Source organism: Halorubrum sp. CSM-61 (assembly GCF_003781945.1).
In the GTDB taxonomy this organism is placed as follows: Archaea; Halobacteriota; Halobacteria; order Halobacteriales; family Haloferacaceae; genus Halorubrum.
Genome location: NZ_RJJW01000001.1, coordinates 234546 through 258666, shown reverse-complemented (window position 1 = coordinate 258666; position 24121 = coordinate 234546). Strand labels below are relative to the sequence as shown.

Genomic DNA, 24121 nt, shown 5'->3' with positions numbered 1-24121 from the left:
CATGGCCGGCCCACTCGCGGACGACTTCGGACGGGAGGTGACGGGGGTTCGGATCTCGCTCACCGACCGCTGTAACTTCGACTGCGTCTACTGCCACAACGAGGGGTTAGGCGACACGCGGGGGCCGATGGAGCCGAGCGACGACGAGATGACCGCCGACGACGTGGTCCGCTTCCTGGAGGTCGTCGAGGGGTACGGCGTCGACTCGGTGAAGTTCACGGGCGGCGAGCCCATGCTCCGGCAGGACCTCGAAGAGATCGTCGAGCGCACGCCCGACTCGATGGAGGTGTCGCTGACGACGAACGGGACCTTCCTCCCCGGCCGCGCCGAGGGCCTGAAGGCCGCCGGGCTCGACCGCGTGAACGTCTCGCAGGACGCGCTCGACCCCGACGACTTCGCGGAGGTAACCAAATCCGGCGCCTACGAGCAGGTGCTGGAGGGGGTCAAGGCCGCCGTCGACGCCGGGCTCTCCCCCGTGAAGCTCAACATGGTCGTGTTCACGCACACAGCGGGCTACGTCGAGGAGATGGTCGAGCACGTCGCCGACAACGAGGGGCTTCAACTCCAGCTCATCCAGTACATGCCGGAGCTGACCGGGAAACCGGAGTGGAACGTCGACATCGGGCGCGTCCACGACTGGCTCGCCGAGGAGGCCGACCGCGTCGAGCGCCGCGAGATGCACGACCGGAAGCGGTACTTCGTGGGCGAGGCGAGCGACGACGACACCGGCGGCATGGTCGAGATCGTCGATCCCGTCGAGAACGAGGACTTCTGCGCCAACTGCGGCCGCGTCCGCGTCACCCACGAGGGGTACCTGAAGGGGTGTCTCAACCGCAACGACGACCTCCGATCGATGGGGGAGATGACCCGCGACGAGATCGCCGAGACCTTCGAGGACGTCGTGGCGAATCGGGTGCCCTACTACGGGGAGTATCTAGTTGAGGGCGATGACGGCGAGTACGAAATGAACGAGGAGTATCTGGGAACGCCGAGTGTGGCGGACTGAGGGCGATTTACAATTGGTACGCCGCCGTCGAGATCATACCTTCAAGCGGAATTGAGAGTATGGTCGGACGAGCAGTGAACTCGACAGATCGTGTGATTCTTGCGGGGTTTTAGAGAGTCAGATAGACTTGTGCTCTAGACTGCCAGGGTTTCTAATGCTCTGTTATAGCCGACCAGGAATGTTCAAGCGATTAAGCAAGCTAGGAAATGATTATAAAGTCAAAAAGTGAACGGAACCAAAGCTTGGTGGCTGGTCTAGACTGAATGAACTTTATGAACTCCGGCAGTGAAGTACTCACTTATATTTGGAATTCAAACCAAACGGGTATGATAGAGACAATCCATGACTGACCCTGAGGAAGTCGTCACCAGCATATTCATACTAGCGGTCGCAGCTGTCGTGGTTGTTTCCATCTACCGGATTAGTATCGGTGGCGATGTAACAACCGTGTCATCTATAGTAGGACAATTCGCGACACCGTTCGTCGTGCTATTATTAGTAATATATGGAACACTTATTATTTCAGAGAATGTCTGACGATCTCAATTCCCACTTTGATTCTGATTATCTTGAGACAGTCATAGTCTTACAACATCAAAAATATCATCAGCAGCAGAGTTTAGCAAGAGGGCTTCTAGGAAGTCTACTTGCCATTATTGCTATTATTACATCTGTGAGTGTAGCTTTTTACGACTCAATTGAACCAGTACCGACTGAAACAGACGCATATATTAGTATTGCTAACTCTCTGAGCATCCACCCTGAAGGTCTACTCTTATTCATTTTATTGAACCAAGTTCTCTCATTTGTACTCCTATCGTTCTGTGTTACTGCGTGCCTCATCAGTCTATACAAGCTCTATGAGGTCGTATTAGGCCGCGAACTCTATCCACAATATGAGTATCCCGTAGCAAAAAGGTGGATCGATTTACACCAATCTGCTTTCAAGAATCAGAGGCTTATCAGTGATACTAGGAAGAAGGTAACCACTGGTGGACTTCGAATTTCCATATCTATTTTGTTTCTTTTTGTTTGTTATTCAATTTATACTAATACATACGGAGCAAATATTTTGAATTTGTTGTCCTATAATCTTCTTTTTATATTCCCTGCCCCTGGGAGGTTCTTGTTAAATCGAATTGTAGATAATGATCATACTAATGAGGAGGTGGCTGACTCAACATTAGGGCAAGAATTGGTTGATAATCCAGATACGTCTAGTAGATGGGGACTTTTGGAATGGTTTCTGATAGAAAAGGTGATGGCTCTATTAAGCTGGGTTATTTGCTTCCTCTGTCTGGTTGTCCTCGCAGTCGCATTTATTATCTAACCATATCATGCCGCGCGATCCCCCACAAGGAGGGGTCGCGGAGGCTCTAGACCACTGTAATGGGTGTATGGATTATCGAGAGCGAACAGGAATAAACCGTGCTCGTGAGTGACCGAAGGAACGAACGGGCACAGTGGGATTCGAACCCACGACCGTCGGATTAGAAGTCCGACGCTCTATCCGGGCTGAGCTATGTGCCCTCACTCGGAGTTCTCACACCCAGCGACAAAAACGCCGACGGTTCGCGCCGACCTCGCCGCCCCAACAGCAGACCTAAGTCTGCGACGGGACTACTCGCCGCTAATGAACGTCATCGGAACCGTCGGCCTCCCCGGAAGCGGGAAGGGGGAGGCGGCGAACGTGGCCGCAGAGGCGGGGATCCCGGTCGTCGTCATGGGCGACGTGATCCGCGCCGCGTGCCGCCGACGCGGGCTCGACCCGGCCGAACACCACGGCCGGATCGCGGGCGCGCTCCGCGAGGAGGAGGGCGACGACGCGATCGCCGCCCGGACGCTCCCGCTGATCCGCGAGGCGGCGGCCGAGAGCGAGCGCGGCACCGTCCTCGTCGACGGCCTGCGCTCGACCGTCGAACTGGAGCGCTTCCGCGAGGCGTTCGGCGACGACTTCACGCTGGTGGCGGTCCGCGCGCCCTTCGAGCTCCGCGCCGAGCGGCTCGACGAGCGCGGCCGCGACGACTCCGACTCCGACCTGGAGGCGCTCCGCGAGCGCGACGCCCGCGAGATCGACCTCGGCCTCGGCGAGACCCTCGACCGGGCCGACGTCGAGATCGACAACACCGGGACGCTGGCGGCGTTCCGACGCCGCGTCCGAGAGGTGCTCGGCGTCGCGGCGGGCGGGGAGAACGTGGCGGACGCCGGCGCGGACACTGACCCCGACGCCGATCCGGCGGCCGCGAACGCCCGAGGTGACGGCTCGTGATCTACAGCGTCGACGTGCGGATCGAAGCGCCCGTCAACGACACCGAGGTGACGGACCGGGTCGCCGACGCGGTCCGGAACGTGTTCCCGGACGCGGAGCCGGTCCACGAGGACGGTCAGTTGGTCGCGGAGGCGCACACCCTCGACGCCTTCTCGGACGTGCTCCACGAACAGGAGATCCTCGACACGGCCCGGAGGGTCTTCCTGCAGAACAGCACCGACGAGGGGTTCGACTTCTCGCTGAAGAAGCAGGCGGCCTTCGAGGGCGTCGTCAACTTCGCGGTCGGCGAGCCCGACGAGCTCGGCGAGATAAACGTCGAGGTCCGCGTCCGGGAGCCGGACGTGGAGGCGTTCATCGACTACGTCTCGCCCGAGACCGACGAGGGCCGACCGGTCGACCCCGAGCGGGAGTACGGCGACCGGATCGACCCCGAGGACGCCGAGTACTGACGGTTCTGGGGGACGAGGGCGGGAACGAGAAAGCGGATTCTTCCGTCGGACTCAGTCGCTCAGCAGCGACGAGGCGGCTCCCCCGATCGCACCGAAGACCGCCGGGTAGACGGCACCGGCGAGCAGCGCCGCGGTGACCAGATCGGGCGCCACCGTCCCGTCCCCGACGGAATACCGGAACAGGAACGCCCCGATCACCGCGAGCGGGAGGTAGCCGGCCAGGACGAACGCGCCGGCCTGCGCCCCGTCGGCCGGCTCCGACGCGCCGGCGGCCCGACCGGCGACGACGCCGGCGACGACGAGCAGGAGCGGCGGGAGGACGAACAGCAGCGACCCGCCCTCGCCCTGCGTGAGGAGGTTCGCCGACTGCGCGCCCCCGATCAGCGAGGGCGCGTTGACGTCGACGAAGTGGGCGTTGTAGAACATCCACCCCGCGGCCTGCCAGGTGGAGATCGGGTCGCCGCCGAACAGGTCGGCGAAGAAGTTGACTCCGGAGAGGCCCTCTTCGATCCGGTCGCCCTGCGTTACGTACACGACGAGGTAGCCGAGGAGGTACGCGACGGCGCCGGCCGCCGCACCGCCGACGATTCCGCTCGTTCGGTCAGTTTGGTCGGGGACAGACATGTGCCCGGAGTCGTTTCGGCCCTCATAAGTGTCTGTTGACTCGGCGTTCTCGGCGCCGAACCAGTTCGGTCGTCGGATTACCGGCGAATCGAAGGGCGATTCGCTGGCTCCCGGCTACTCGGTCGCCTCGCGCCACTCGTCCTGCGAGATCGAGTAGCGGACCTCGTCGCGGACGCTGCCGTCCATGAAGGTGATGTGATTGCGCAACAGCCCCTCCCGGCGCCCGCCGAGCCGGTCCACGTACTTCTCGATCGCCCGCTGCGACTGCTCGTTCTCGGGGAGGTGGCTCACGGCGACGAGGTCGAGATCGAGGTCCTCGAAGGCGACCTCGACGAGCGCCGCGGCGCGCTCGCCGGAGTAGCCGCGACCCCAGAACCGCTTGCGGAGCCAGGTGCCCAGCACGGCGGTTCGCTTCTCCCAGTCGACCTCGAAGCCGCCGAACCCCGCGATCTCGCGGGCACCGCCCTCGCCCTCGCGGGGGCGGATGACGTAGCTCGCCGCCTCGTCGTCCTCCCACCGCTCGCGGCCGCGTTCGAGGAACTCGAGCGTCTCCTTTTTCGTCTCGTGGGGGTCCCACGTGACGTGTTCGGTCACCTCGTCGATCCCGGGGTCCGACGAGCAAATTTGGTAACACTCGTCGAGGTCGACGCGCTCGGGCCACCGGGGTTCCAACCGCAACCGGTCCGTCTCGATCGTCTCGGGGAACATACTCGCCCGTCGCGCGGGTACGTATAAAAACCACCCCGGACGTGAGTCACGTTACCGTGTTGCGTGAACCGGCTACCCGATCACGCCGTACTCGCGGAGCGCCTCCCCGAAGGCCTCCCGCTTCACCAGCGCGAAGCCGACGCAGATGATCAGGAAGCCGGCGACGGTGGTGAGGGTGATCGCCTCCCGCAGGAACAGCCACCCGGAGACCGCGGCGAACACCGGGGCGACGTACGAGACGAGGTTGATCTCGATCGGCCCGAGCCGGTCGAGCAGATCGAAGTAGATGAGGAAGCCGAGCCCGCTGGCGGCGATCGAGAGGTACCCGAGCGCGAGGAGCGCCTCCGCGGTCCACGCCACGTCGGCGACCGACTCGCCGAGCCCGAGCGACAGCAGGTGCATCAGCGCGGCGCCGAGGATCATCGACCACGCCTCCATCGTCTCGATCGGGAGGTCGTCGTCGGAGGCCCGCATCAGCACCGAGCCGAGCGCGAACGACGCGGCCGCCAGCAGCACGAGGAGCTTCGGGACCGTGCCGCCGCCGGCGAGGTTGCTCGGGTCCGGCGCGGCCAGCACGACGGCGCCCGCGAGCCCGACGAGGAGCCCGATAACCCCGACGACCGTCAGCCGCTCAGAGGGGAGGAAGGCGCGCGCGAAGACGGTCGTCAGCACGGGCGAGAGGCTGACGATGACGGCGGCGACCGCGCTCGTCACCGCCGGGTCGCTCTCGCCGATGAAGAGGAACGCGTGGTAGGCGGCGATCACCAGCGTCGCGCCGACCGCGACGACGGCCCACTCGTCGCGCCCTCGCGGTATCGGGTCGTCGACGACGTACGCGGCGTACGCGAGCATGACGACGCCGGCGACGTCGTACCTGAACGCGGCGAACAGCACGGGCGGGAAGTACGCCAGCCCGGCCTTGATCGCCATGAACGCCGACCCCCACACCGCGGCGAGGACGAGGAACAACGCGAGATTCCGTGCTCTGCTCACGCACCGACCTCTCCCGGGAGCGTGCCAAAAGGTTCCGAAAGCGGCCGGCCGTGCGGGGATCGGTGTCTCGCGGAGCCGACTACCGGATCCGATAGCGGTCGACGTCGGCGGAGCCGTCGCGGGCGACGACCCCCACGTCGGCGAGCCGCCGGAGGGCGCCTGCGACCGTCTCCTCGCGGGCGCCGACCTCGTCGGCGACCGCCTCGGGGGTGCCGTCGGTCTCGACCAGCGCGGCGAGGACCGCCGCGAAGAAGCGGCTGTCTGACTCGGTGCCGAGCCGCTCGTCGATCTCGGCCAGCGTGTCCTCCACGCGGCCCTGTACCCATCGCTGGGCCAGCGAGAGCTCCTGATCGAGGTTCTGGAGCCGGCCGAACTCGCCGGCGAGTTCGGCCAAGTCGTTCGGCGACTCGGACTCGTCGGGGGTCTCTATCGAGATGTGCTGACACCGCGCCGCCATGTCGAAGCTGTTCTTCGCGGGGTACGCGCTCTTCGCGCCGAAGCCGTACGGTGAGACGCTCACCTCCAGCCGGAGGCTCCGGGCGATACGGAAGTACTTGCGGCGCTGATCGTCGGTGGTCGACTCGATGAGGCCGGCCTCCTCCAGCTTCCGCAAGTGGTCGATGACCGCCTTCGGGCTCACGTCGAGGTACTCCGAGATCTCCGTGACGTAACAGGGCTTGGTGGCGAGCAGCCGGAGGATGCGCCGCCGGTTCTCGTTACCGAGGAGATCGAGCAGTACCGCGGAGTCCATTAACGTATGGTTAGCGTCGGAGAGGGAAAAGGCTGACTTACGCGAGACGGCCCGGTCGTCTCCCTGCGGGCGATCGGTCGGTCGCGGTTCGGCGATCGCGGTTCGGCGATCGATCGAGCCCGCGGCGGTTGAGCGGAGCGAAGGGTAGTTACCCCATCGCCGAAAACGGACGGTATGGAAACGGCGCTCATCATTCTCGACGGATGGGGTCTCGGCGGCGGAGCGGGCGCGGGCGGCGAACCGGTCGACCCCGCGGGCCGACCCGCGGGTCGCGACGCCGTCGCCGCCGCCGACACGCCGACGTTCGACGCCGCGACCGAGCGCGGCGCCGACGGGCGGCTCGTGGTCCACGGGCGGCGCGTCGGGCTCCCGGAGGGACAGATGGGGAACTCCGAGGTCGGCCACCTGAACATCGGCGCGGGCCGCGTGGTCAAACAGGCGTACACCCGCATCTCCGACGCGCTCGCGGAGGGGTCTCTGTCGGACAACGACGCCGTCGCGGACGCGCTCGACCACGCCGACTCGACCGGCGGGCGGGTCCACTTCATGGGGCTCGTCTCCGACGGCGGCGTCCACTCGGACGTGGCGCACCTGCTGGCGCTGATCGACGCCGCGGCCGACGCCGGAGTCCCGGCGACGAGCCACGCGTTCACCGACGGCCGCGACACCGCCCCGGAGATCGCCGACCGGTTCCTCGCGGAGGTGACCGCGAAGGCCGACGAGCGGGGGACGGGTCACGTCGCGACCGTGACGGGGCGCTACCACGCGATGGACCGCGACGAGAACTGGGACCGGACGAGGAAGGCGTACGACGCCATCGTCGAGCGCGAGGCCGAACGCGAGGCCGAGACGGCGGTCGAGGCCGCGACCCGGGCCCACGACCGCGGCGAGACCGACGAGTTCATCGAGCCGACGCTCGTCGACGACGAGCCCGCACTCGTCGACGGCGACGCGGTCGTCTTCTTCAATTTCAGGGCGGACCGCGCCCGGCAGCTGGTCCGGATGCTCACCGACACCCGGCCGGCCTGGGAGTTCGACCTGGACCAGCCGGACGTCCGGATGACCACGATGACCGAGTACGACGAGACGTTCCCGTTCCCGGTGGCGTTCCCGCCGCAGATGCCGGCGAACACCGTCGGCGAGGTCGTCTCCGACGCCGGCCTGACCCAGCTCCGGATCGCCGAGTCGGAGAAGTACCCCCACGTCACGTACTTCCTCAACGGCGGCCGCGAGGTGGAGTTCCCGGGCGAGCGGCGCGAGATCGTCGAGAGCCCGGACGTGCCGACCTACGACCTCCAGCCGGAGATGTCGGCCCCCGAGGTGACCGACGAGGCGGTCGGGATCATCGAGTCGGACGACCCGGACCTGCTGGTGTTGAACTACGCGAACCCGGACATGGTTGGCCACACCGGCGACTTCGACGCCGCCGTCGAGGCGGTCGAGGCGGTGGACGCCCAGCTCGACCGCCTCCTCGACGCGGTCGCCGACGCGGGCGGCCACGCGGTCGTGACGGCCGACCACGGCAACGCCGACGACATGGGGACGCTCGAGAACCCCCACACCGCACACACGTTCAATCCGGTCCCGTTCGTCTACCTGACGCCGGACGGCGACGACGGGGGACGCGAGGTCCGCGAGAACGGCTCGCTCTGCGACATCGCCCCGACGCTCGTGGATCTGATCGGACTCGATCGGCCCGCGGAGATGACCGGAAAGAACCTCCTGACGGAACCCGAAAACCGGTGAACTCCGGCCGGATTCCCTCGGGTTCCACGCCGTTTTAAGTCCCTGACGCGCCAGCGATCGATCATGACAGACGAGACCACCCCGGTTATCGCCGCCGCATACCGAACGCCGCAGGGACGCGACGGGGGCGTCTACGCGGACGTCCGCAGCGAGGACCTCTCGACGCGCCTCATCGACCACACGCTCGCGGAGACCGGGCTGACGAGCGATCACGTCGACGACCTGATGTGGGGTGTCGCCCAGCAGCGGACGGAACAGGACAACAACGTGGCGCGGGTCATCGCGCTGCTCTCCGATCTGGGCGAGTCGGTGCCGGCCACCTCGATCAACCGCTGGTGCGCCTCCTCGATGCAGGCGATCATCTCGGCGTCGGACGCGGTCGCGGCCGGGAACCGCGACTGCGTCATCGCCGGCGGCGTCGAGAACATGAGCCGCGTCCCGATGGACGGCGACGCCTACCAGCACCTCCACCCGGAGCTCTCGGAGCGGTACAACGTCTTCCAGCTCCAGATGGGGATGACCGCCGAGAAGGTCGCCGAGGAGTACGACGTGAGCCGCGAGGCGCAGGACGAGTACGCCGCGCGGAGCCATCAGCGCGCCGCCGAGGCGACCGAGTCGGGGCGCTTCGACGACGAGATCGTCCCCGTGGAGACCGACGAGGGGCTCGTCGAGGCGGACGAGGGGATCCGCCCGGACACGACCGCCGAGAAGCTCGCCGGCCTCTCGCCCGCGTTCACTGGCGACGGCACGGTGACCGCGGGGAACTCCTCGCAGATCTCCGACGGCGCGTCGCTGACGCTGGTGACGAGTAAGGCGTTCGCGGAGGACCACGGCCTCGACGTGCTCGCGGAGGTCGGCACGAACAACGTCGCCGGCGTCGACCCGACCGTGATGGGGATCGGCCCGGTGCCCGCGACGCGCGGCCTGCTCGACCGCGCCGGCCGGACGATCGACGACTACGACCTCGTGGAGCTCAACGAGGCGTTCGCCTCGCAGTGCGAGTACTCGCGACGCGAACTCGGCGTCGACGAGGAGAAGTACAACGTCAACGGTGGCGCCATCGCCGTCGGCCACCCGCTCGGTGCCTCCGGCGCGCGGCTCCCCGTGACCCTGATCCACGAGATGCGGAAGCGCGACGCCGACCGCGGGCTCGCGACGCTCTGCGTCGGGTTCGGGCAGGGCGCGGCGATCGAGTTCAGCCGATAAGCGTCCGGCGCCGTCGCTCAGTGTAAAAAGAATTTCTTGTCGACGCCGCGTCGCGGCGTTACTGAATGTGTCCTTCGCGGCGGAGCTGATCCGCGTCGTCGTCGTCGTACCGCCACTCGACGTTCGCCTTCTCGTCCTGCCAGTCCCACGGCTCCGCGAGGACCACGTCGCCCTCGCTGATCCACGTCCGGTACTTCATGCGGCCGGGGATCCGGCCCATCCGCGTCTCGCCGTCGACGCAGCGCAGCCGCACGTGGTTCCCGCCGAGGTGTTCCGTCACCACGGCGAACACTTCGTCGTCGTTGGGCATTCGGAGGTTCTTCCGCCCGGATTCTTCGCTCATACAGGTAGTATGTCGGTCGCCCGTATAAGTGATGGGAGACGCGTGTGCGCGTTTCTCGTGCGAATTGTTGCCCCGGGACGGGGGTGCGGCCACCGCGACGCCGACCGCGGCCCCTTCTTACTCGCCGCCTCGCTCACTCGCCGCCGAGCGCCGCCCCGCCGAACGCGGCGTCGACCTGCGCGAACGTCTCCGCCTGGTCGCCGGAGTTGTCGACGACGACGTGGTCGGTCTCGATCCGGTCGAACAGCTCCTTGAAGTGGAGGTGGACCTCGAAGTCGGCGTCGCTGATCCCGTCGCGGCGCTCGATCCGGCGCTCGACGACCGGCTCGTCGCACTCCACCTCGACGAGCGCGAACCCGCCCGCGACGCGCTCGCCCACCTCGCGGGCGTCCGCGCGGAACCGGGCGTCCGCGAACGTCGCGTCGAGGACGACGGCGGACCCGCCGACGACGCGGTCGCGGGCGCGGTCGACGAGCTCGGCGTAGACCGCCTCGGTCTCCGCGTCGGTGTACTCCGGATCGTCGAACAGCTCCTTCCGGATCACGTCGGTCCGGAGGATCTCGCCGTCGACGTGGTCGGCGACCCGCTCCGCCACCGTCGTCTTGCCGACGCCCGGCAGCCCGCAGACGACGACCAGCCTCCCGGCCGACGGCTCGGTCGCGGTCGCCGATCGGGCCGACGGATCGACGGCGGCCTCTCCCTCGGAAGCCGGGTCCGCCGGCTCGGCCGGCTCGGCGATCGCCCCCTGTGACCCCCCGCCGTCGGTCGCGTCACCGTTCGACATCGACGCCCCCCTCGGTCCCGGTGGTCCGTCGCCCTCCGTCGCTCATTCGTCCGCACGGTCCGTCGAGAGGTAAATGAAGCTTCCCTTCGGGACCGAGCGAAGCGTTCAAACCCCGCCGCGACGACGGGTCTCGCATGAAGGACATGGAGTCGCTCGTGCTGGATCAGGACGACGAGACGCTCTCGCCCGCGGTGGTGGTGGCGACGATCGCCCTCCTCGGCGTCTTCGTCGTCGGGTTCCTCGTGCAGATCGTCGGTCTGGTGGTCTGAACGCCGCCGAACCGAGCGACGACGACCGCCCCGTTTCTCGCTCTGCTCCCGTTTCTCGCCCCCTCCGCCTCCCTTTTCAGACTCGGGAGCGAGTCGACGGGTATGGGACGCGACCTGCTGACCGAGCTCCTCGACCGCAACGCCGAGCACGTCGCGTCGCTCGACGTGGACGCCTTCAGGGGACAGCGCGACGGTCAGCGACCGCCGGTCGTCTCCGTCTGCTGTTCTGACTCCCGCGTGTCACAGGGCGGCATGTGGGCGGTCGACCGGCCGGGGTTCCTCTTCACCGCCGGCAACATCGGGAACCGGGTGAGCGCCCGCGTCGACGGCGAGCGCGTGCTCGCGGGCAGCGTCGCGTACCCGCTCGCGTACACGGGCACGGACGCGCTCGCGGTCGTCGGACACACCGGGTGCGGCGCGGTCGGCGCGGCCCTCTCCGCGGTCCGAACCGGCGAGTTCCCCGAGGAGCCCGGCGTCAGGGCGGACGTGGAGGAGCTCGTTCCGATCGTCGAGGCGGGCCTCGACGCGCTCGACGGCGGGGGCGGGGCCGGAGCCGAGGAGGGGAGGAGCGAGGAGGCCGCGGACGTCCGAAATCGACTGGTCGAGTACAACGTCCACGAGCAGGTGGCGATCGCCCGCGGGACCGAGACGGCCGCCGCCGCCGACGTGTACGGCTTCGTCTACGACTTCCACGGCGCGTACGGGGGACCGGACGGCGCGGCCTACCTGGTGAACGTCGACGGCGAGCGCGACCCCGACGCCCTCCGCGAGCGCGTCGGCCCGGAGCACGCGGACCGCGTCGCCACGCTGCTGTAGATCGCCCGGCACCGCGCTGCTGCAGGTCGGCGGCCACCCGCCCCGCCGCATCCGACAGGGGTATCACCGCGACGCCCGAACCGCACGTAATGGACCGGCGCGTTCTGTTCGCGAGTCTGATCCTGTTCGCCGGCGGCGCGACCGGCGTCGGGGTCGCCGTCTTCGCGTTCGTCGGCGTCGACGACGCCACGACGGACGCCGAGGTCGTCTGGGAGTCGGAGCCCGTCGCCGGCGACGACGGCAGCGGCGCGGTCGTCGCCACGATGGACGGCGAATCGCTCGTCCTCCAGCCGACGGTCGAGGACGGGGCCCGGAGGATACGCGCCACCGCGGTCGGCGGCGACGTGGAGTGGAGATCGCGGGTCGGCGGGGCGGACGGCGACACCGGCGACGGGAACGGCACGGATCCCCCGGCGACGAGCGGACTGGTCGCCGGCGCGCTCGACGGCGACGAGGTCGTCGCGTTCACGACCGAAGGTGGCTCCCTCGTCGCGCTCGATCCGGCCGACGGCACCGAACGGTTCGCGGTCGACCTCGGCGGACCGGGCGGACTCCGGCCGGCGATCGGGGACCTCGACGGCGACGGCGACAGCGAGGTCGCCGCGGTCACGACCGACGGGCGGGTTCGAGTCGTCGACGCCGACGGCGATCCGGTGTTCGAGACCGACCTCGACGCGCCGGTGGACCGCCGACCGCTGGCGGTCGACTTCGATGGGGCCGAGAACGGGGGCAGCAGCGACGAGACCACCCGCGGGCTCGCGGTCGCGACCGCGGCCGGCGACGAGCGCTCAATCACCCTGCTCGACGCCACCGGCGAGCCGCGGTGGACGACCACCCCGTCGGTCACCCCCCTGAGCTGGAGCGCGGCCGACACCCGGAGCGGCCCGGTGCTCGCGCTCGGCGGCGCGAACGGGAATCTGGAGACGATCGACGTCGCCGACGGCGGGACCCGCTACGAGGTCGGGCTCCAGGACCTGCCCGTCGCCGTCGGCGACGCGGACCCCGGTCGCGTCCACGTCGCCGGGAGCGGGAGCGTCTGGGCGGTCGACTTACTCGACGGCGAGGTCGTCTGGAAACAGCAGTACGGCGGCGACACGCGGGTGAACGCCCCCGGCGTCGCCGACGTCGACGGCGACGGCTCGCCCGGCCCGGTCGCCGTGAACCGGAACGGCGGCGTGCTCGCGCTGAACCAGCAGGGCGAGGCGATCGCTCGCGGCGACATCGGCGGTTCCAGCGGCGCCTCCGTCGTGTACGCGGGCCCGCTGTTCGCGGACGCGACCGGCGACGAGACCGCCGAGGTGCTCGTGGTCGCCGAGGACGGCCGGATCGTGGCGCTGTCGGACTGACTCGGTCGGTCTCGTTCCCGACCGGTTTATCAGTCGGCGCACGTTCGATCAGCGCCGCAGTCGCCGAATTTCAGAAGTGATTTCACCGGAAACGAGGTGTGTCGGAATAGCTACCGCTCGCGGGGACGCGGCGGCGGAAGGAACTGAGAAGTGAAAGGCGGCGTCGTCGTTCAGTGCTGCTCGTCCTCGTACACCCACGCGGCGGTGTCGAGGCCGTAGTCGACGAGTTCATCCTCGTCGAAGAACAGGTCGATCTCGCGCTCGTTGGCGCCCTCGTCCTCGTGGTCCGACGCGTGGATCACGTTGTGGCCGAGGTCCAAGCCGAAGTCGCCGCGGATCGTGCCCGGGGCGGACTCGGCGGGATCGGTCTCGCCGACCATCGCGCGGACCTGTCGGGTCGCGTCCGCGCCCTCCCACACCATCGCGAAGACGGGGCCGGAGGTGATGAAGTCGACGAGGCCGTCGAAGAACGGCTTGTCCTCGTGTTCACCGTAGTGCTCGTGAGCGAGCTCCTCGTCGATCCGCATGAACTTGCCCCCGACGAGCTTCAGCCCGCGCTCCTCGAAGCGAGAGACGATCTCGCCGATGAGACCGCGCTGGACGCCGTCGGGCTTGACCATCACGAAGGTGCGCTCGTCGTGGTGGCTCATCTACTCGCCCCCGTGGTCGCGCCCTTCCTCGGTCCACTCGAGGTCGCGCGCCTCGCGGCCGAGGAAGTAGTTCTTCTCCGCCTTCGAGTCGACGAAATGGAGGATCTGTCCGTCCGTCTTGACGTACATCGTGCCCGTGCCGGGCTCGATCTCCTCGCCGGTGTAGTCGCAGGTTCGTGTCTCGACCATTGGTTATCGCCCTCCGATGGAGTCGGCGTCGCGCTGGGTCTCCCGGAGCTGGAGCACGTCGCCCATGCGGACGGGGCCCAGGACGTTCCGGGTGATGATCCGGCCCTGGTTCGATCCTTCCTGGATGCGGCACTTGACCTGCATGGCCTCGCCGTGCATCCCGGTCTTGCCGACGACCTCGATGACCTCCGCGGTCGTCGAGTCGCCGGTACCCTCTTCTGCGCTCATGGGTGGTTATCGGAGCTCCTCGACCTTCTCGCCGATGTCCTCGACGTCGTCGTCGGCGTCGCCGGCGTCGACGACGGCGGCGGCGGCCGAGCCGACTTCGAGGCCGGCGGCGTGGCCGACTTCGTCCTGCGTGTCGACGAAGACGACCGGGATGCCCTTCTCCTCTGCGAGTTCGGGGAGGTGCATCACGATCTCCTCGGGGGAGACGTCCTCGGCGACGATGACGAGGTCCGCGTTGCCGCGCTCGACGGCCTTCGTGGTCTCGTTGGTTCCTTTCTTCACGGTACCGGTGTCTCGGGCGACCTCGAGCGCCTCGAGCGATCGCTCGGCGAGGTCGGCTGGGGTTTCGTAGTCTACGTAAACGGGCATATGTTGTTCACCTATCCTCCGCGCGGGCTCGCGTGCTCGCACCGTGGTCGGTCCCTAACGGCACGGCACATCATCAACCCCGCAGAGGCTGTGAAGCGACGTAGTCCGGACATCCATAAAAGCGCTTTCAATGTCCTGCGCGTGTGCGAGCGGGGCTCACGGGGGCCGGACCCGCTGCACTCGCGGCGTTGGCGACGGCCCTCTCGTGATCCCCCGGCGCGCCTCGACGGCGACCCTCCGCTCGGACTCCGCGCTTTTTAAGCGTCGCTCGCTCCTCCCCTCGCACATCGAATGGTCCGTCTCGTTCACTACTCCGACATCGAGAACGTCTTCGACGCCCCGGAGCGGGCGGCCCGCCTCGCCGGCCGGATCCGGGAGCTCTCGGGTCCCGACGCCGCCGTCGTCGCCACCGGCGACACCACCGCGCCGGGCGTCCTCTCGCTGGTCGCGACCGGCCGGCAGGTCCTCGACTTCTACGCCGCGACCGACACCCGCCTCGACACGTTCGGCAACCACGAGTTCGACTACGGGCCGGACCCGCTGCGCGGGCTCGTCGACGACGCCACCGCGACGTTCGTCTCCGCGAACGTCCGCGACGAGGACGGCGACCCCTTCGGCCGCGACGAGGGCGTCGTCCCGTGGACGACCCGGCGGATCGACGGCGCGACCGTCGGGTTCGTCGGGGTCACCGACCCCGCGACCGACTCGCTGAACCCGATGGCCGCCGACCTCTCCTTCGACGACCCCGTCGCCGCCGCGCGGGACGCGCTCGCCGAGATGCGCGCCGAGGCGGCCGAGAACGGCGAGGGACTCGATCACGCCGTCGTCCTCTCGCACCTCGGCGCGGGCGACGACGACCTCGCCCGCGAGCTCGACGTGGACGCGGTCCTCGGCGGCCACGTCCACAGCCCGCGCAACGAGCGCGTGGGCGACACCCTGTTGGTCCGGCCCGGCGTCAACGGCGAGGCCGTCGTCGAGGTCGAGTTCGGCGGCGCGGCAGCGGTCGACGGCGCGGCAGCGGTCGACGGCGGCGATGAAAGCGTTACCCCCACCGCGACCCTCCACGAGCCGGACGGTGCCGAACCGATCGCCGCGCTCGAAGCGGCCCTCGAAGAGCGGATGGGCGCCGCCGACCTCGGCGAGGTCGTCGGGCGCGTCGACGAGCCGATCGAACGGACCGGCGAGGTCGTCCACGGCGGGGAGTGCCGCGTCGGAAACTTCGTCGCGGACGCGTTCCGCTGGGCGCTCGACGCCGACGTAGGGCTGTCGAACGCGGGCGGTCTCCGGCAGGGCGACCCGTGGCGCGGCGACGTGACGAAGGCCGACCTGATCAGCCTGATCCCCTTCGAGGAGCCCGTCGCGCTCGCGTCCGTCACTGGCGCGGAGCTCCGCGACGTGCTCCGCGAGATGGCCGCCCCCGACGTGGACTTCGGGAAAGACGACTGGTGGCACGGCCACGTCTCGAACGCGCGGGTGGTCTGGGACGCCGACGCCGAGCTGATTCTGGAGGCCGCCGTCGGCGGCGAGCCGATCGACCCCGAGGCGCGCTACACGGTCGCCGTCTCGGAGTACCTGCTCCACTCCGACCACGAGTTCCCGACGCTCGCACAGCGACACCGGGTCGACGAGGCCGACATCCAGTACGAGGTGCTCGCCGACTACGCCCGCGAGCACGGGATCGACCCCGAGATCGAGGGTCGGATCGAGCTCCGGAATCGGGAGGGAGTCGCCGGCGAAAGCCGGTGAAGCGGGACGGTGTGAAGGTCGCCTAAGAGAAAGACCGCCGCTCAGGCGCTGCCGTCGACGAACTGCTCTGCGCCCTCGTAGAACCAGTAGCCGTTCTCGCGCATCGCGCGCCCGAGCTCCTGGTGGAACTCGACGAAGTCCGCGAACTCCGCTTTCTCGACGCCCTCGAAGATCTCCTCGACGGAGACGACCGTCTCGTAGTCGATCCGGATCGGGTGATCGCCGTACTGCTCGACGTAGTCGGCGGCCGACAGCGGGAAGTCCTCCTCCTCGTCGATCTTCTTCGCGAGCACCGCGTGCCCGTACTGCCGCCTGCCCTCGCTCCCCTCTTCGCCGTCGGGGTCGTGTGGCCAGTCCATATCGGTGAATTCGCCGGATCGGGGATAGTGGTTTCGGATGCGGCGGTGGGGGAGCGGTCTCGCCCTCGACCGCACAAGACACTTCACGCCGCTCCGCGTCGCTCCCGCCATGCGCCGCAGAGCCCTCCTCGCCACCGCGGCCGCCGTCTCGACCGCCTCGCTCGCCGGCTGTCCCACGCCGCCGTGGGGAGAGATCCCCGAGCGGATCGACGGCGCCGAGGTGACGTTCCGCCGCGAGCACACGGGGGAGTTCGATCCCGACGAGCCGGACCCGAACGAGGCCGCCGTCCTGCTCCGCGCGGTCGACGCCGAGCCGCCGCGCGTCACCGTCAGGGGACGCCTGCTCGACGGCTCGCGAGACTGCTACCGCGTCGATCTGGTCGAGTCGGACCTCGACGCCGACCGCCTGCTGCTCCGGCTGACCACCGAGGACGATCCCGACTGGGACGGCGGCCCGTGCTCCGACATCGGCCAAACGCATCCCTACGAGGTCGCGATCACCTTCGTCGAGGCCTCCGTTCCGGAGCGCGTCGCCGTCCGTCACGGCGATGAGACGGTGGTAGACGAGCAGGTGTGAACGACCGAGCGTCGCCGACGACGACCGCGGACGCACCGAAAAGATCGCGCCGGGGCGGACGGAATCACTTTTCAGTCACTACCCGAAGGTACCACTGATGAATCCCAGCGAGTGGCGGACGTATCTCGTGACGCAGGAGAGTCGGTCGGCGGGGCGGAAAACGGCTGACGTCGTCGAGGCGGCGCTCGGCGGCGGCGTCGACGCCGTGCAGCTCCGCGAGAAGGACCGGTCGGCGCGCGAGCGATACGAGCTCGGGCGGCGGCTGCGCGATCTCACCGCCGACGCCGGCGTCCCCCTGATCGTCAACGACCGGGTCGACCTGGCCGCCGCGGTCGACGCCGACGGCGTCCACCTCGGGCAGTCGGACCTGCCGGTCGGGGTCGCCCGCGAGCGGCTCGGCGACGAGGCGATCGTCGGCGTCTCGGCGTCGACGGTCCCGGAGGCGCGGGCGGCCGCCGCCGCGGGCGCGGACTACCTCGGCGTCGGCGCGGTGTACGCGACCGACACCAAGGACGTGCCGGCGGAGACGAACGGGGTGGGTCCCGAGCGCGTCGCGGCGCTCGCCGACGCGGTCGACCTCCCCGTGGTCGGGATCGGCGGGATCGACGCCGGCAACGCGGGCGCGGTCGCGGAGGCGGGCGCGGCCGGCGTGGCGGTCGTCTCGGCGATCACGGCCGCGGACGACCCGCGCGCCGCGACCGCGGAGCTCCGGGAGGTGGTCGGCGATGAGCGGTGAGCCGGTCGAGGGTCCCAACGACGCCCCGATCGACGGCGCGGTCGTCGCCGAGGCCCTGTCCGCGATCGAGGCGGCCGCGCCGCTGGTCCACCATCTCACCAACGACGTGACGACGAGCGAGACCGCGAACGTCACGCTGCACTGGGGCGGGCTCCCGGTGATGGCAGACGCCCCGGCGGAGGCGGGCGACATGGCCGCCGGCGCGGACTCGGTCGTGATCAACACCGGGACCGCGTCGACGACCGACGTCGACGCGATGGTCGACGCGGGCCGGCGCGCGAACGAGGCGGGCGTCCCGGTCGTCCTCGACCCGGTCGGGTACGGGGCCACGCCGCACCGCGCCGAGTCGGTCGGGAAACTGCTGGACGCGGTCGCATTTGACGTTATCAAGGGCAACGCCGGGGAGGTCCGCGGGCTCGCCGGCGAGGAGGCGAGGGTCCGCGGCGTCGAATCCGTGGGAGAGAGCGACGCGGGCGTCGCCGACGCGGCGCGGGCGCTCGCCGCGGAGACGGGGGCGGTCGTCGTCGCGTCCGGCCCGACCGACGTCGTCGCCGACGACGAGGGCGAGAGTGCCTACAGGGTGGCGGTCGGCCACGAGCGCATGGGCTCGTTCGTCGGGTCGGGCTGTATGCTCGCGAGCACGCTCGGGACGTTCTCGGCGGTCGTCGGGGAGGACGGGGCGCCGGCGTCGACGACCGAGGCCGCGCTCGCCGCGTGCGCCGCGTACGGGTTCGCCGGCGAGCGCGCCGCGGAGGGCGACCCGGCGGGACCGGCGAGCTACCGGACGGCGTTCATGGACGCGGTCGCCGCGCTGGCGTCGGAGCGGCCCCCGCTCGACGTCACGTCGCGGGTCGAGGAGGTCTGACCCGATAGCGGTCGCTCAGGCGCTTCGAGGGCGTCTCACCGCGTCGCCGCCTTCCACTCGCGGAGGCCGAGCCGCTCGCCGTTTAAGTCCTCGGCGGGCGCCTCGGTGGCGGCCCAGACGAACAGCGGCGCGACGCTCTCGGGGTCTCTGGCGCGCTCCTTTCCGGTGAGGTCGGTCGCGACGAGCCCGGGGTCGACGACGCCGACGGCCGCGTCGAGGTCGGCCGCGAACCCCCGCGCGACCGCCTCGGCCGCCGCCTTCGAGACGGCGTACGCGCCCATCCCGGCTCTGGACTCGCGGGCGACGCCCCCGGACGGGACGACGACCCGCGCGTCCTCGGCGAGGTGCGGGACCGCCTCCGAGACCGTCGCGAAGACGCCGCGGGCGTTGGTGCGCATCGTGTCGTCGTAGCCGGCGTAGCTCGTCTCGTCGGTCGGGCTCTCGCCGGGGGCGCCGTGGAAGACGGCGGCGTTCGCGAACACCGCGTCCACGGGGCCGGCCTCCCGGGCGACGCCCTCGAAGAACCGTTCTAAGTCGAACTCGTCGCGCACGTCGACGCGGGCGCCCCACGCGGTGTCCGCCGCGTCGGTTCGGGCGCCCTCGTCGCCGGCTCCGTCCCCCTCTCCCCCGCCCTCGTTCAGCGCCGCGACCGTCCGGTCGACCGCGTCGCCGTCGCGCCCGGAGACGGCGACGAACGCCCCCTCGTCGACGAACGCCTCGGCGACGGCCCGCCCGATCCCGCTCGTTGCGCCGGTGATCGCGACCGTGGGATCCATGTGAGAACCCATAGGGGGGTCGCCGACTTAGGCGTACTCACTCGCGGGGGGCTCGGCCCGTCGCCCCGCCGAGACCGCCCGACCGTCTGGCCGGTATTTATACCGTTCCCGCCGTAGGATCCGACATGGACGTGGCCCCGGACATCGACGCCGTGGCCGGCGAGTCCGTCGCCGTGATCGGCGGCGGGTTCGGCGGCCTCTCGACCGCGTGTTACCTCGCCGACGCCGGCGCGGACGTGACCCTCTTGGAGAAGAACGAGCAGCTCGGCGGGCGCGCGAGCCGACTCGAGGCCGACGGCTTCCGGTTCGACATGGGGCCGTCGTGGTACCTCATGCCGGACGTGTTCGAGCGGTTCTTCGGCCACTTCGACCGCGAGCCGTCGGAGTTTTACGAGTTAGAGCGGCTCGACCCCCACTACCGGGTGTTCTGGAAGGACGGGGACCGGGTCGACGTGCTCCCCGACCGCGAGGCGAACAAGGCCCTCTTCGAGGAGTACGAGCCCGGCGCGGGCGAGGCGTTCGAGAATTATTTGAAAGAGTCCGAGCGCACCTACGAGATCGGGATGGAGCACTTCGTGTACGAGGACCGCCCGCGGCTCCGCGACTACGTCGATAAAGACGTGCTCCGCTACTCGTGGGGACTCTCGCTTTTAGGCAAGATGCAGGGGCACGTCGAGGACTACTTCGATCACCCGAAGCTCCAGCAGCTGATGCAGTACACGCTCGTCTTCCTCGGCGGCTCGCCGACGAACACCCCCGCGCTGTACAACCTGATGAGCCACGTCGACTACAACATGGGCGTCTACTACCCCGAGGGCGGGATCGGCGCCGTCGTCGACGGGATCGTCGACCTCGGCGACGAGCTCGGCGTGGAGTACGTCACCGACGCCGAGGTGACGGCCATCGAGGGTCGACAGGGAGCGTTCGCGCTCGACACCGCCGGCGGCGAGCGCCACCTCGCGGACCTGGTCGTCTCCGACGCCGACTACGCGCACACCGAACAGGAGCTGCTCCCGAAACACAAGCGGCAGTACAGCGAGGAGTACTGGGAGTCGCGGACGTACGCGCCCTCCGCGTTCCTGCTGTACCTCGGCGTCGAGGGCGACGTGCCGAACCTCGAACACCACACGCTGGTGCTGCCGACGGGGTGGGACCGCCACTTCGAGCAGATATTCGACGACCCGTCGTGGCCGGACGACCCCGCCTACTACCTCTGTGTCCCCTCCGAGACCGACGACACGGTCGCGCCCGACGGCCACAGCAACCTGTTCGCCCTCGTCCCCATCGCGCCCGGGCTGGAGGACACGCCCGAACTGCGCGAACAGTACCGCGACCTCGTGTTGGACGACGTCGCCGAGAACACCGACACGGAACTCCGCGACCGGATCGTCTTCGAGGAGACGTTCTGCGTCGACGACTTCGCGGACCGGTACAACAGCTATCGGGGGAGCGCGCTCGGGCTGGCACACACCCTGCGACAGACCTCGCTGCTCCGCCCGCCCCACCGCTCTACCGCGGTCGACGGGCTCTACTTCACGGGGTCGACGACGACCCCCGGTATCGGCGTCCCGATGTGTCTCATCAGCGGACAGCTGACAGCCGAGGAGCTGTCGAAGACGGCGTGATCGGAGCCGTGAGCGACACCGACCGAGCCGGACCGTCCGACCGACGCTCGCTCCCGGGCCTCCTCCGGTACCTGCTGGTGCTGTCGCGACCGCGGTTCTGGCTGTACCTCGCCGGCCCCGTCGCCGTCGGCGTCACCTACGGCATCGCCGACGTGAGCGGGCTGTTCACGCCGGTGACGGTCGGGCTCGCGGCGTACTTCCTCGTGCCGGCGAACGTCTTCCTCTACGGCGTCAACGACGCCTTCGACGCCGACGTCGACGAGCTGAACCCGAAGAAGGAGGGCCGCGAGGCGCGCTGGCGGGGGGACCGCCTCGTCTCGCTCGTGGTGGTCGCCTCGGGCGTTCTCGGGGTCGCCGCGTTCGCGGCCACGCCGCGCGTCGCGTGGCCCTACCTCGCCGGCTTCCTGCTGCTCGGCGCCGGCTACAGCGCCCCGCCGCTCCGGTTCAAGACGACGCCGCTCCTCGACTCCGCCTCCAACGGGCTGTACGTCCTGCCGGGCGCGGCCGCGTACGCCGCCGTGGCCGGGGCGCACCCGCCGATCGCGGCGCTCGCTGGCGCGTGGCTCTGGGCGATGGGGATGCACACCTTCTCGGCGATCCCCGACATCGAGCCGGACCGCGCCGCCGGAATCCGGACGACGGCGACGCTGCTCGGCGAGGGCCGGACCTACGCCTACTGCGCCGCCTGCTGGGTCGCCGCCGCGGTCGCGTTCGCCGCGGTCGACCTCCGGCTCGGCGCGCTGCTCGCCGTGTATCCGGCCTTCGTCGCGTGGGTCTCCCGGTCGTCGATCGCGGTCGACCGGGCGTACTGGTGGTTCCCGGCGCTGAACACCGCCGTCGGCACCCTGCTGGCGATGGGCGGGCTCTGGCGCGTCTACCCGATCACGGAGGCGCTCGCGTGAGCGACTCCCCCTCTCCCTCCTCCGCCTCGACGTCGGGGCGACTCGCCGCGCTCCGCGCGCGGCTCCCCGACACGCGCCGCGAGGCGGAGCGTTCCCTCGATCGGATCGTCCGCGAGAACCGGTTCACCATCGCCGTGCTGTTCCCCCTCGTCGGCGCGATCGCGCTCGTCGGCAGCGCGGAGGGATGGGTGCCCGCGCCGTTCGCCTTCCACCCGTGGTTCGTGCTGTTCGGCGTGTTAGTGATGCGCTCGCCGCTCGTCGTCGGGGTGTTGCCCGCTGTCGATCGCCGCGCGCTCGGGTGGGTCGGCGTCCTCGTCGCGTACACCTACGCGATCGAGCTGTTCGGCGTCGCCACCGGCTGGCCGTACGGCACCTTCGAGTACACCGTGAGCCTCGGGCCGATGCTGGGCGGGGTGCCGCTGGCGCTCCCGGTCTTCTTCATCCCGCTCGTGGTAAACGCGTACCTGCTCTGTCTCCTGCTCCTCGGCCCGCGGGCGTCGAACGGATGGCTCCGGCTCGCGAGCGTGATCGCCGCGGTGGTCGCGATGGACGTGGTGTTAGACCCCGGCGCGGTCGCGCTCGGCTTCTGGAGCTTCGGGGGCGGGAGCTTCTACGGGGTTCCCCTCTCGAACTACGCCGGCTGGGTGCTGTCGGCGACCGTCGCGGTGGTCACGCTCGACCGGGCGTTCGCGGGGACGACGCTGGCCGATCGGCTGTGGGACTGCGAGTTCATGCTCGACGACATGGTGAGCTTCGTGATCCTCTGGGGCGGGATCAACCTCTGGTACGGGAACCTGCTCCCCGCCGCCGTCGCGGCCGCGTTCGGCGTCGGGCTCGTCCGCGCCGACCGCTTCGACGCGAGCCTGTTCACGCAGTGGCGGTGAGGGGGCGCGCTTCGTTCCGACTCGACCCGATCCGGCCTACACGGCCGACTCGGAGTATCTTATATACGCCCCGAACGTTCACGTACTCATGAGCGTTCGCGCCACCGACGGCGTCGACGGAGCGGGCTCCGCCGACGGCGTCGACAACCGACCGGAGGAGACGCGATGAGCGGGCTCGCGATCGAGTACGGCACCCACGACCGGGTCCGGGAGATCGTCGACCGGCTGACCTACTGCGCCGAGCACGTCAGCCTCGCGTTCGACGACTGGGACGAGCCACACGTCAAGGGACCGGGGCTCTACTTCGCGGTCGTCGCCGACCGCGACTACGGCGACTACGCGGATCCGATGGGCGAGAACCGGTGGCCCCGCGAGAGCTGTCCCACGGTGTTCGCGGAGGGCGCCTTCGTCGAGGCGGTCGGGTCGGTGAGCCGCCAGCAGGACGGCGGGATCGTCGTCGCGGTCGACGGCGAGATCGAAGAACAGATGGTTCGGTTCCGGGACCTGGGCACCCGCAGCGGAGAGACCGACCTGGTCGACGACGTGAGTTACGAGCCGTGGATGGGGTCGCGCCACATGAGCGCGATCGAGACCTCGGTCCGGCCGGAGGTCGTCGCGACCGTGACGCTGAGCGAGGAGAGCGGGCGGGTGAGCGTGTTCCGCGACGGCGACGCGGAGTCGATGCAGCGCGCCGACCTCGGCGGGCAGTGGCGCGGGGAGTAGCCGGTTCGGTCTCTCCCTATTCGCGCCCGATGGGCGCTCGGAGGCACGCGGGGAGGCGCGACGCGCCTCTCGCAGCGAGGGACACAGTCCCCCGGGCAACCGGGCGAAGCCCGGTGACAGCCGACGGCTCCGACGCCGGCGACGCCGACCGCACCGTTTTTTTTTATAAGCAATCGTCGACG

General features: G+C 69.2%; 30 protein-coding genes and 1 tRNA gene. 18 read left to right on the top strand and 13 right to left on the bottom strand.

All coding sequences use genetic code 11. The annotated features are described in order from the left end of the window. Position 1 precedes the first annotated feature (1 nt). From moaA to EDM04_RS01335, 3 genes are all read left to right on the top strand, one after another. The gene (gene moaA, locus EDM04_RS01345) at positions 2-1006 is read left to right on the top strand and encodes a GTP 3',8-cyclase MoaA (RefSeq protein ID WP_123619380.1); all 1005 of its coding nucleotides are present in this window, start codon (positions 2-4) and stop codon (positions 1004-1006) included. A gap of 342 nt (positions 1007-1348) precedes the next feature. Next, a complete protein-coding gene (locus EDM04_RS01340) occupies positions 1349-1543 on the top strand; it encodes a hypothetical protein (protein WP_123619379.1) in 195 nt (64 codons plus the stop codon). After that, positions 1536-2336 carry a hypothetical protein gene (locus EDM04_RS01335; protein WP_123619378.1) on the top strand — a complete coding sequence of 267 codons (801 nt, stop codon included), beginning with the start codon at positions 1536-1538 and terminating at the stop codon, positions 2334-2336. Before EDM04_RS01340 ends, EDM04_RS01335 begins: the two co-directional genes overlap by 8 nt. Positions 2337-2461: 125 nt before the next feature. Here the strand turns inward: EDM04_RS01335 and EDM04_RS01330 are convergent. Beyond that, positions 2462-2536, bottom strand: a tRNA-Arg gene (locus EDM04_RS01330). A gap of 103 nt (positions 2537-2639) precedes the next feature. On the opposite strand from EDM04_RS01330, the gene EDM04_RS01325 reads away from it, so the two are divergent. Continuing rightward, positions 2640-3275 (top strand): AAA family ATPase, encoded by a 636-nt coding sequence (locus EDM04_RS01325; protein WP_123619377.1) that lies wholly within the window; start codon positions 2640-2642, stop codon positions 3273-3275. Further along, a complete protein-coding gene (locus EDM04_RS01320) occupies positions 3272-3724 on the top strand; it encodes an RNA-binding domain-containing protein (protein WP_123619376.1) in 453 nt (150 codons plus the stop codon). Before EDM04_RS01325 ends, EDM04_RS01320 begins: the two co-directional genes overlap by 4 nt. 51 nt (positions 3725-3775) lie before the next feature. Here the strand turns inward: EDM04_RS01320 and EDM04_RS01315 are convergent, their stop codons facing one another. The 4 genes from EDM04_RS01315 to EDM04_RS01300 all read right to left on the bottom strand — a co-directional run bounded on the left by EDM04_RS01315 (position 3776) and on the right by EDM04_RS01300 (position 6800). Then, entirely contained in the window at positions 3776-4348 is a 573-nt protein-coding gene (locus tag EDM04_RS01315; protein ID WP_123619375.1) for a transporter, read from the bottom strand. Between the two features lie 114 nt (positions 4349-4462). Beyond that, on the bottom strand, positions 4463-5056 hold the full coding sequence (locus tag EDM04_RS01310; RefSeq protein ID WP_123619374.1) for a GNAT family N-acetyltransferase: 594 nt from the start codon (positions 5054-5056) through the stop codon (positions 4463-4465). A gap of 72 nt (positions 5057-5128) precedes the next feature. Continuing rightward, entirely contained in the window at positions 5129-6049 is a 921-nt protein-coding gene (locus EDM04_RS01305) for a DMT family transporter (protein ID WP_123619373.1), read from the bottom strand. 79 nt (positions 6050-6128) lie between these two features. Continuing rightward, positions 6129-6800 (bottom strand): ArsR family transcriptional regulator, encoded by a 672-nt coding sequence (locus EDM04_RS01300; RefSeq protein ID WP_123619372.1) that lies wholly within the window; start codon positions 6798-6800, stop codon positions 6129-6131. Positions 6801-6974: 174 nt separating this feature from the next. Here EDM04_RS01300 and gpmI point away from each other — a divergent pair, with 174 nt between their 5' ends. Beyond that, positions 6975-8546, top strand: coding sequence for a 2,3-bisphosphoglycerate-independent phosphoglycerate mutase (gene gpmI, locus EDM04_RS01295; RefSeq protein ID WP_123619371.1), 1572 nt, complete (start codon positions 6975-6977; stop codon positions 8544-8546). A 63-nt stretch (positions 8547-8609) separates the two neighbouring features. After that, complete coding sequence (locus tag EDM04_RS01290) at positions 8610-9752, top strand: thiolase family protein (protein ID WP_123619370.1); 1143 nt, start codon at positions 8610-8612, stop codon at positions 9750-9752. Positions 9753-9810: 58 nt separating this feature from the next. Here the strand turns inward: EDM04_RS01290 and eif1A are convergent, their stop codons facing one another. After that, complete coding sequence (eif1A, locus tag EDM04_RS01285) at positions 9811-10095, bottom strand: translation initiation factor eIF-1A (RefSeq protein WP_050024976.1); 285 nt, start codon at positions 10093-10095, stop codon at positions 9811-9813. Positions 10096-10228: 133 nt separating this feature from the next. Continuing rightward, entirely contained in the window at positions 10229-10879 is a 651-nt protein-coding gene (locus tag EDM04_RS01280) for an AAA family ATPase (RefSeq protein WP_123619369.1), read from the bottom strand. A gap of 134 nt (positions 10880-11013) precedes the next feature. On the opposite strand from EDM04_RS01280, the gene EDM04_RS18905 reads away from it, so the two are divergent. The 3 genes from EDM04_RS18905 to EDM04_RS01270 all read left to right on the top strand — a co-directional run bounded on the left by EDM04_RS18905 (position 11014) and on the right by EDM04_RS01270 (position 13310). Further along, positions 11014-11148 carry a hypothetical protein gene (locus EDM04_RS18905; protein WP_277424133.1) on the top strand — a complete coding sequence of 45 codons (135 nt, stop codon included), beginning with the start codon at positions 11014-11016 and terminating at the stop codon, positions 11146-11148. Positions 11149-11250: 102 nt separating this feature from the next. Further along, positions 11251-11964, top strand: coding sequence for a carbonic anhydrase (locus EDM04_RS01275; protein WP_123619368.1), 714 nt, complete (start codon positions 11251-11253; stop codon positions 11962-11964). A gap of 89 nt (positions 11965-12053) precedes the next feature. After that, complete coding sequence (locus tag EDM04_RS01270) at positions 12054-13310, top strand: PQQ-binding-like beta-propeller repeat protein (protein WP_123619367.1); 1257 nt, start codon at positions 12054-12056, stop codon at positions 13308-13310. Positions 13311-13480: 170 nt separating this feature from the next. Here the strand turns inward: EDM04_RS01270 and ndk are convergent, their stop codons facing one another. From ndk to rpl7ae, 4 genes are read right to left on the bottom strand one after another with little or no spacing between them, the layout of a single operon-like run. Then, complete coding sequence (ndk, locus tag EDM04_RS01265; RefSeq protein WP_123619366.1) at positions 13481-13960, bottom strand: nucleoside-diphosphate kinase; 480 nt, start codon at positions 13958-13960, stop codon at positions 13481-13483. Beyond that, positions 13961-14149 carry a 50S ribosomal protein L24e gene (locus EDM04_RS01260; protein WP_123619365.1) on the bottom strand — a complete coding sequence of 63 codons (189 nt, stop codon included), beginning with the start codon at positions 14147-14149 and terminating at the stop codon, positions 13961-13963. 3 nt (positions 14150-14152) lie between these two features. Further along, a complete protein-coding gene (locus tag EDM04_RS01255; protein WP_004046478.1) occupies positions 14153-14377 on the bottom strand; it encodes a 30S ribosomal protein S28e in 225 nt (74 codons plus the stop codon). 6 nt (positions 14378-14383) lie between these two features. Further along, entirely contained in the window at positions 14384-14746 is a 363-nt protein-coding gene (rpl7ae, locus tag EDM04_RS01250) for a 50S ribosomal protein L7Ae (protein WP_123619364.1), read from the bottom strand. A 291-nt stretch (positions 14747-15037) separates the two neighbouring features. On the opposite strand from rpl7ae, the gene EDM04_RS01245 reads away from it, so the two are divergent. Beyond that, positions 15038-16492, top strand: coding sequence for a bifunctional UDP-sugar hydrolase/5'-nucleotidase (locus EDM04_RS01245; protein ID WP_123619363.1), 1455 nt, complete (start codon positions 15038-15040; stop codon positions 16490-16492). A gap of 41 nt (positions 16493-16533) precedes the next feature. On the opposite strand, the gene EDM04_RS01240 is transcribed toward EDM04_RS01245, so the two are convergent. Further along, positions 16534-16851, bottom strand: a complete 318-nt coding sequence (locus EDM04_RS01240; RefSeq protein ID WP_123619362.1) for a DUF5785 family protein — start codon at positions 16849-16851, stop codon at positions 16534-16536. A gap of 109 nt (positions 16852-16960) precedes the next feature. Here EDM04_RS01240 and EDM04_RS01235 point away from each other — a divergent pair, with 109 nt between their 5' ends. The 3 genes from EDM04_RS01235 (at position 16961) to thiM (ending at position 19029) form a co-directional block, all read left to right on the top strand. Continuing rightward, on the top strand, positions 16961-17428 hold the full coding sequence (locus EDM04_RS01235; protein ID WP_123619361.1) for a hypothetical protein: 468 nt from the start codon (positions 16961-16963) through the stop codon (positions 17426-17428). A 97-nt stretch (positions 17429-17525) separates the two neighbouring features. Then, positions 17526-18164: a thiamine phosphate synthase gene (gene thiE / locus EDM04_RS01230; RefSeq protein WP_123619360.1), complete on the top strand. Its 639-nt coding sequence runs from the start codon at positions 17526-17528 to the stop codon at positions 18162-18164. Further along, positions 18154-19029, top strand: a complete 876-nt coding sequence (gene thiM, locus EDM04_RS01225; protein WP_123619359.1) for a hydroxyethylthiazole kinase — start codon at positions 18154-18156, stop codon at positions 19027-19029. The genes thiE and thiM overlap by 11 nt, the downstream gene beginning before the upstream one ends. A gap of 35 nt (positions 19030-19064) precedes the next feature. Here the strand turns inward: thiM and EDM04_RS01220 are convergent, their stop codons facing one another. After that, complete coding sequence (locus EDM04_RS01220; RefSeq protein WP_123619358.1) at positions 19065-19805, bottom strand: SDR family oxidoreductase; 741 nt, start codon at positions 19803-19805, stop codon at positions 19065-19067. A 95-nt stretch (positions 19806-19900) separates the two neighbouring features. Between EDM04_RS01220 and EDM04_RS01215 the strand changes: the two genes are divergently transcribed. The 4 genes from EDM04_RS01215 to EDM04_RS01200 all read left to right on the top strand — a co-directional run bounded on the left by EDM04_RS01215 (position 19901) and on the right by EDM04_RS01200 (position 23939). Next, on the top strand, positions 19901-21430 hold the full coding sequence (locus EDM04_RS01215) for a phytoene desaturase family protein (RefSeq protein ID WP_343198513.1): 1530 nt from the start codon (positions 19901-19903) through the stop codon (positions 21428-21430). Beyond that, a complete protein-coding gene (locus EDM04_RS01210) occupies positions 21427-22332 on the top strand; it encodes a prenyltransferase (RefSeq protein ID WP_123619356.1) in 906 nt (301 codons plus the stop codon). The genes EDM04_RS01215 and EDM04_RS01210 overlap by 4 nt, the downstream gene beginning before the upstream one ends. Beyond that, a complete protein-coding gene (gene cruF, locus EDM04_RS01205) occupies positions 22329-23216 on the top strand; it encodes a bisanhydrobacterioruberin hydratase (RefSeq protein ID WP_123619355.1) in 888 nt (295 codons plus the stop codon). Before EDM04_RS01210 ends, cruF begins: the two co-directional genes overlap by 4 nt. A gap of 165 nt (positions 23217-23381) precedes the next feature. Then, complete coding sequence (locus EDM04_RS01200) at positions 23382-23939, top strand: diadenylate cyclase (RefSeq protein WP_123619354.1); 558 nt, start codon at positions 23382-23384, stop codon at positions 23937-23939. Positions 23940-24121 lie beyond the last annotated feature (182 nt).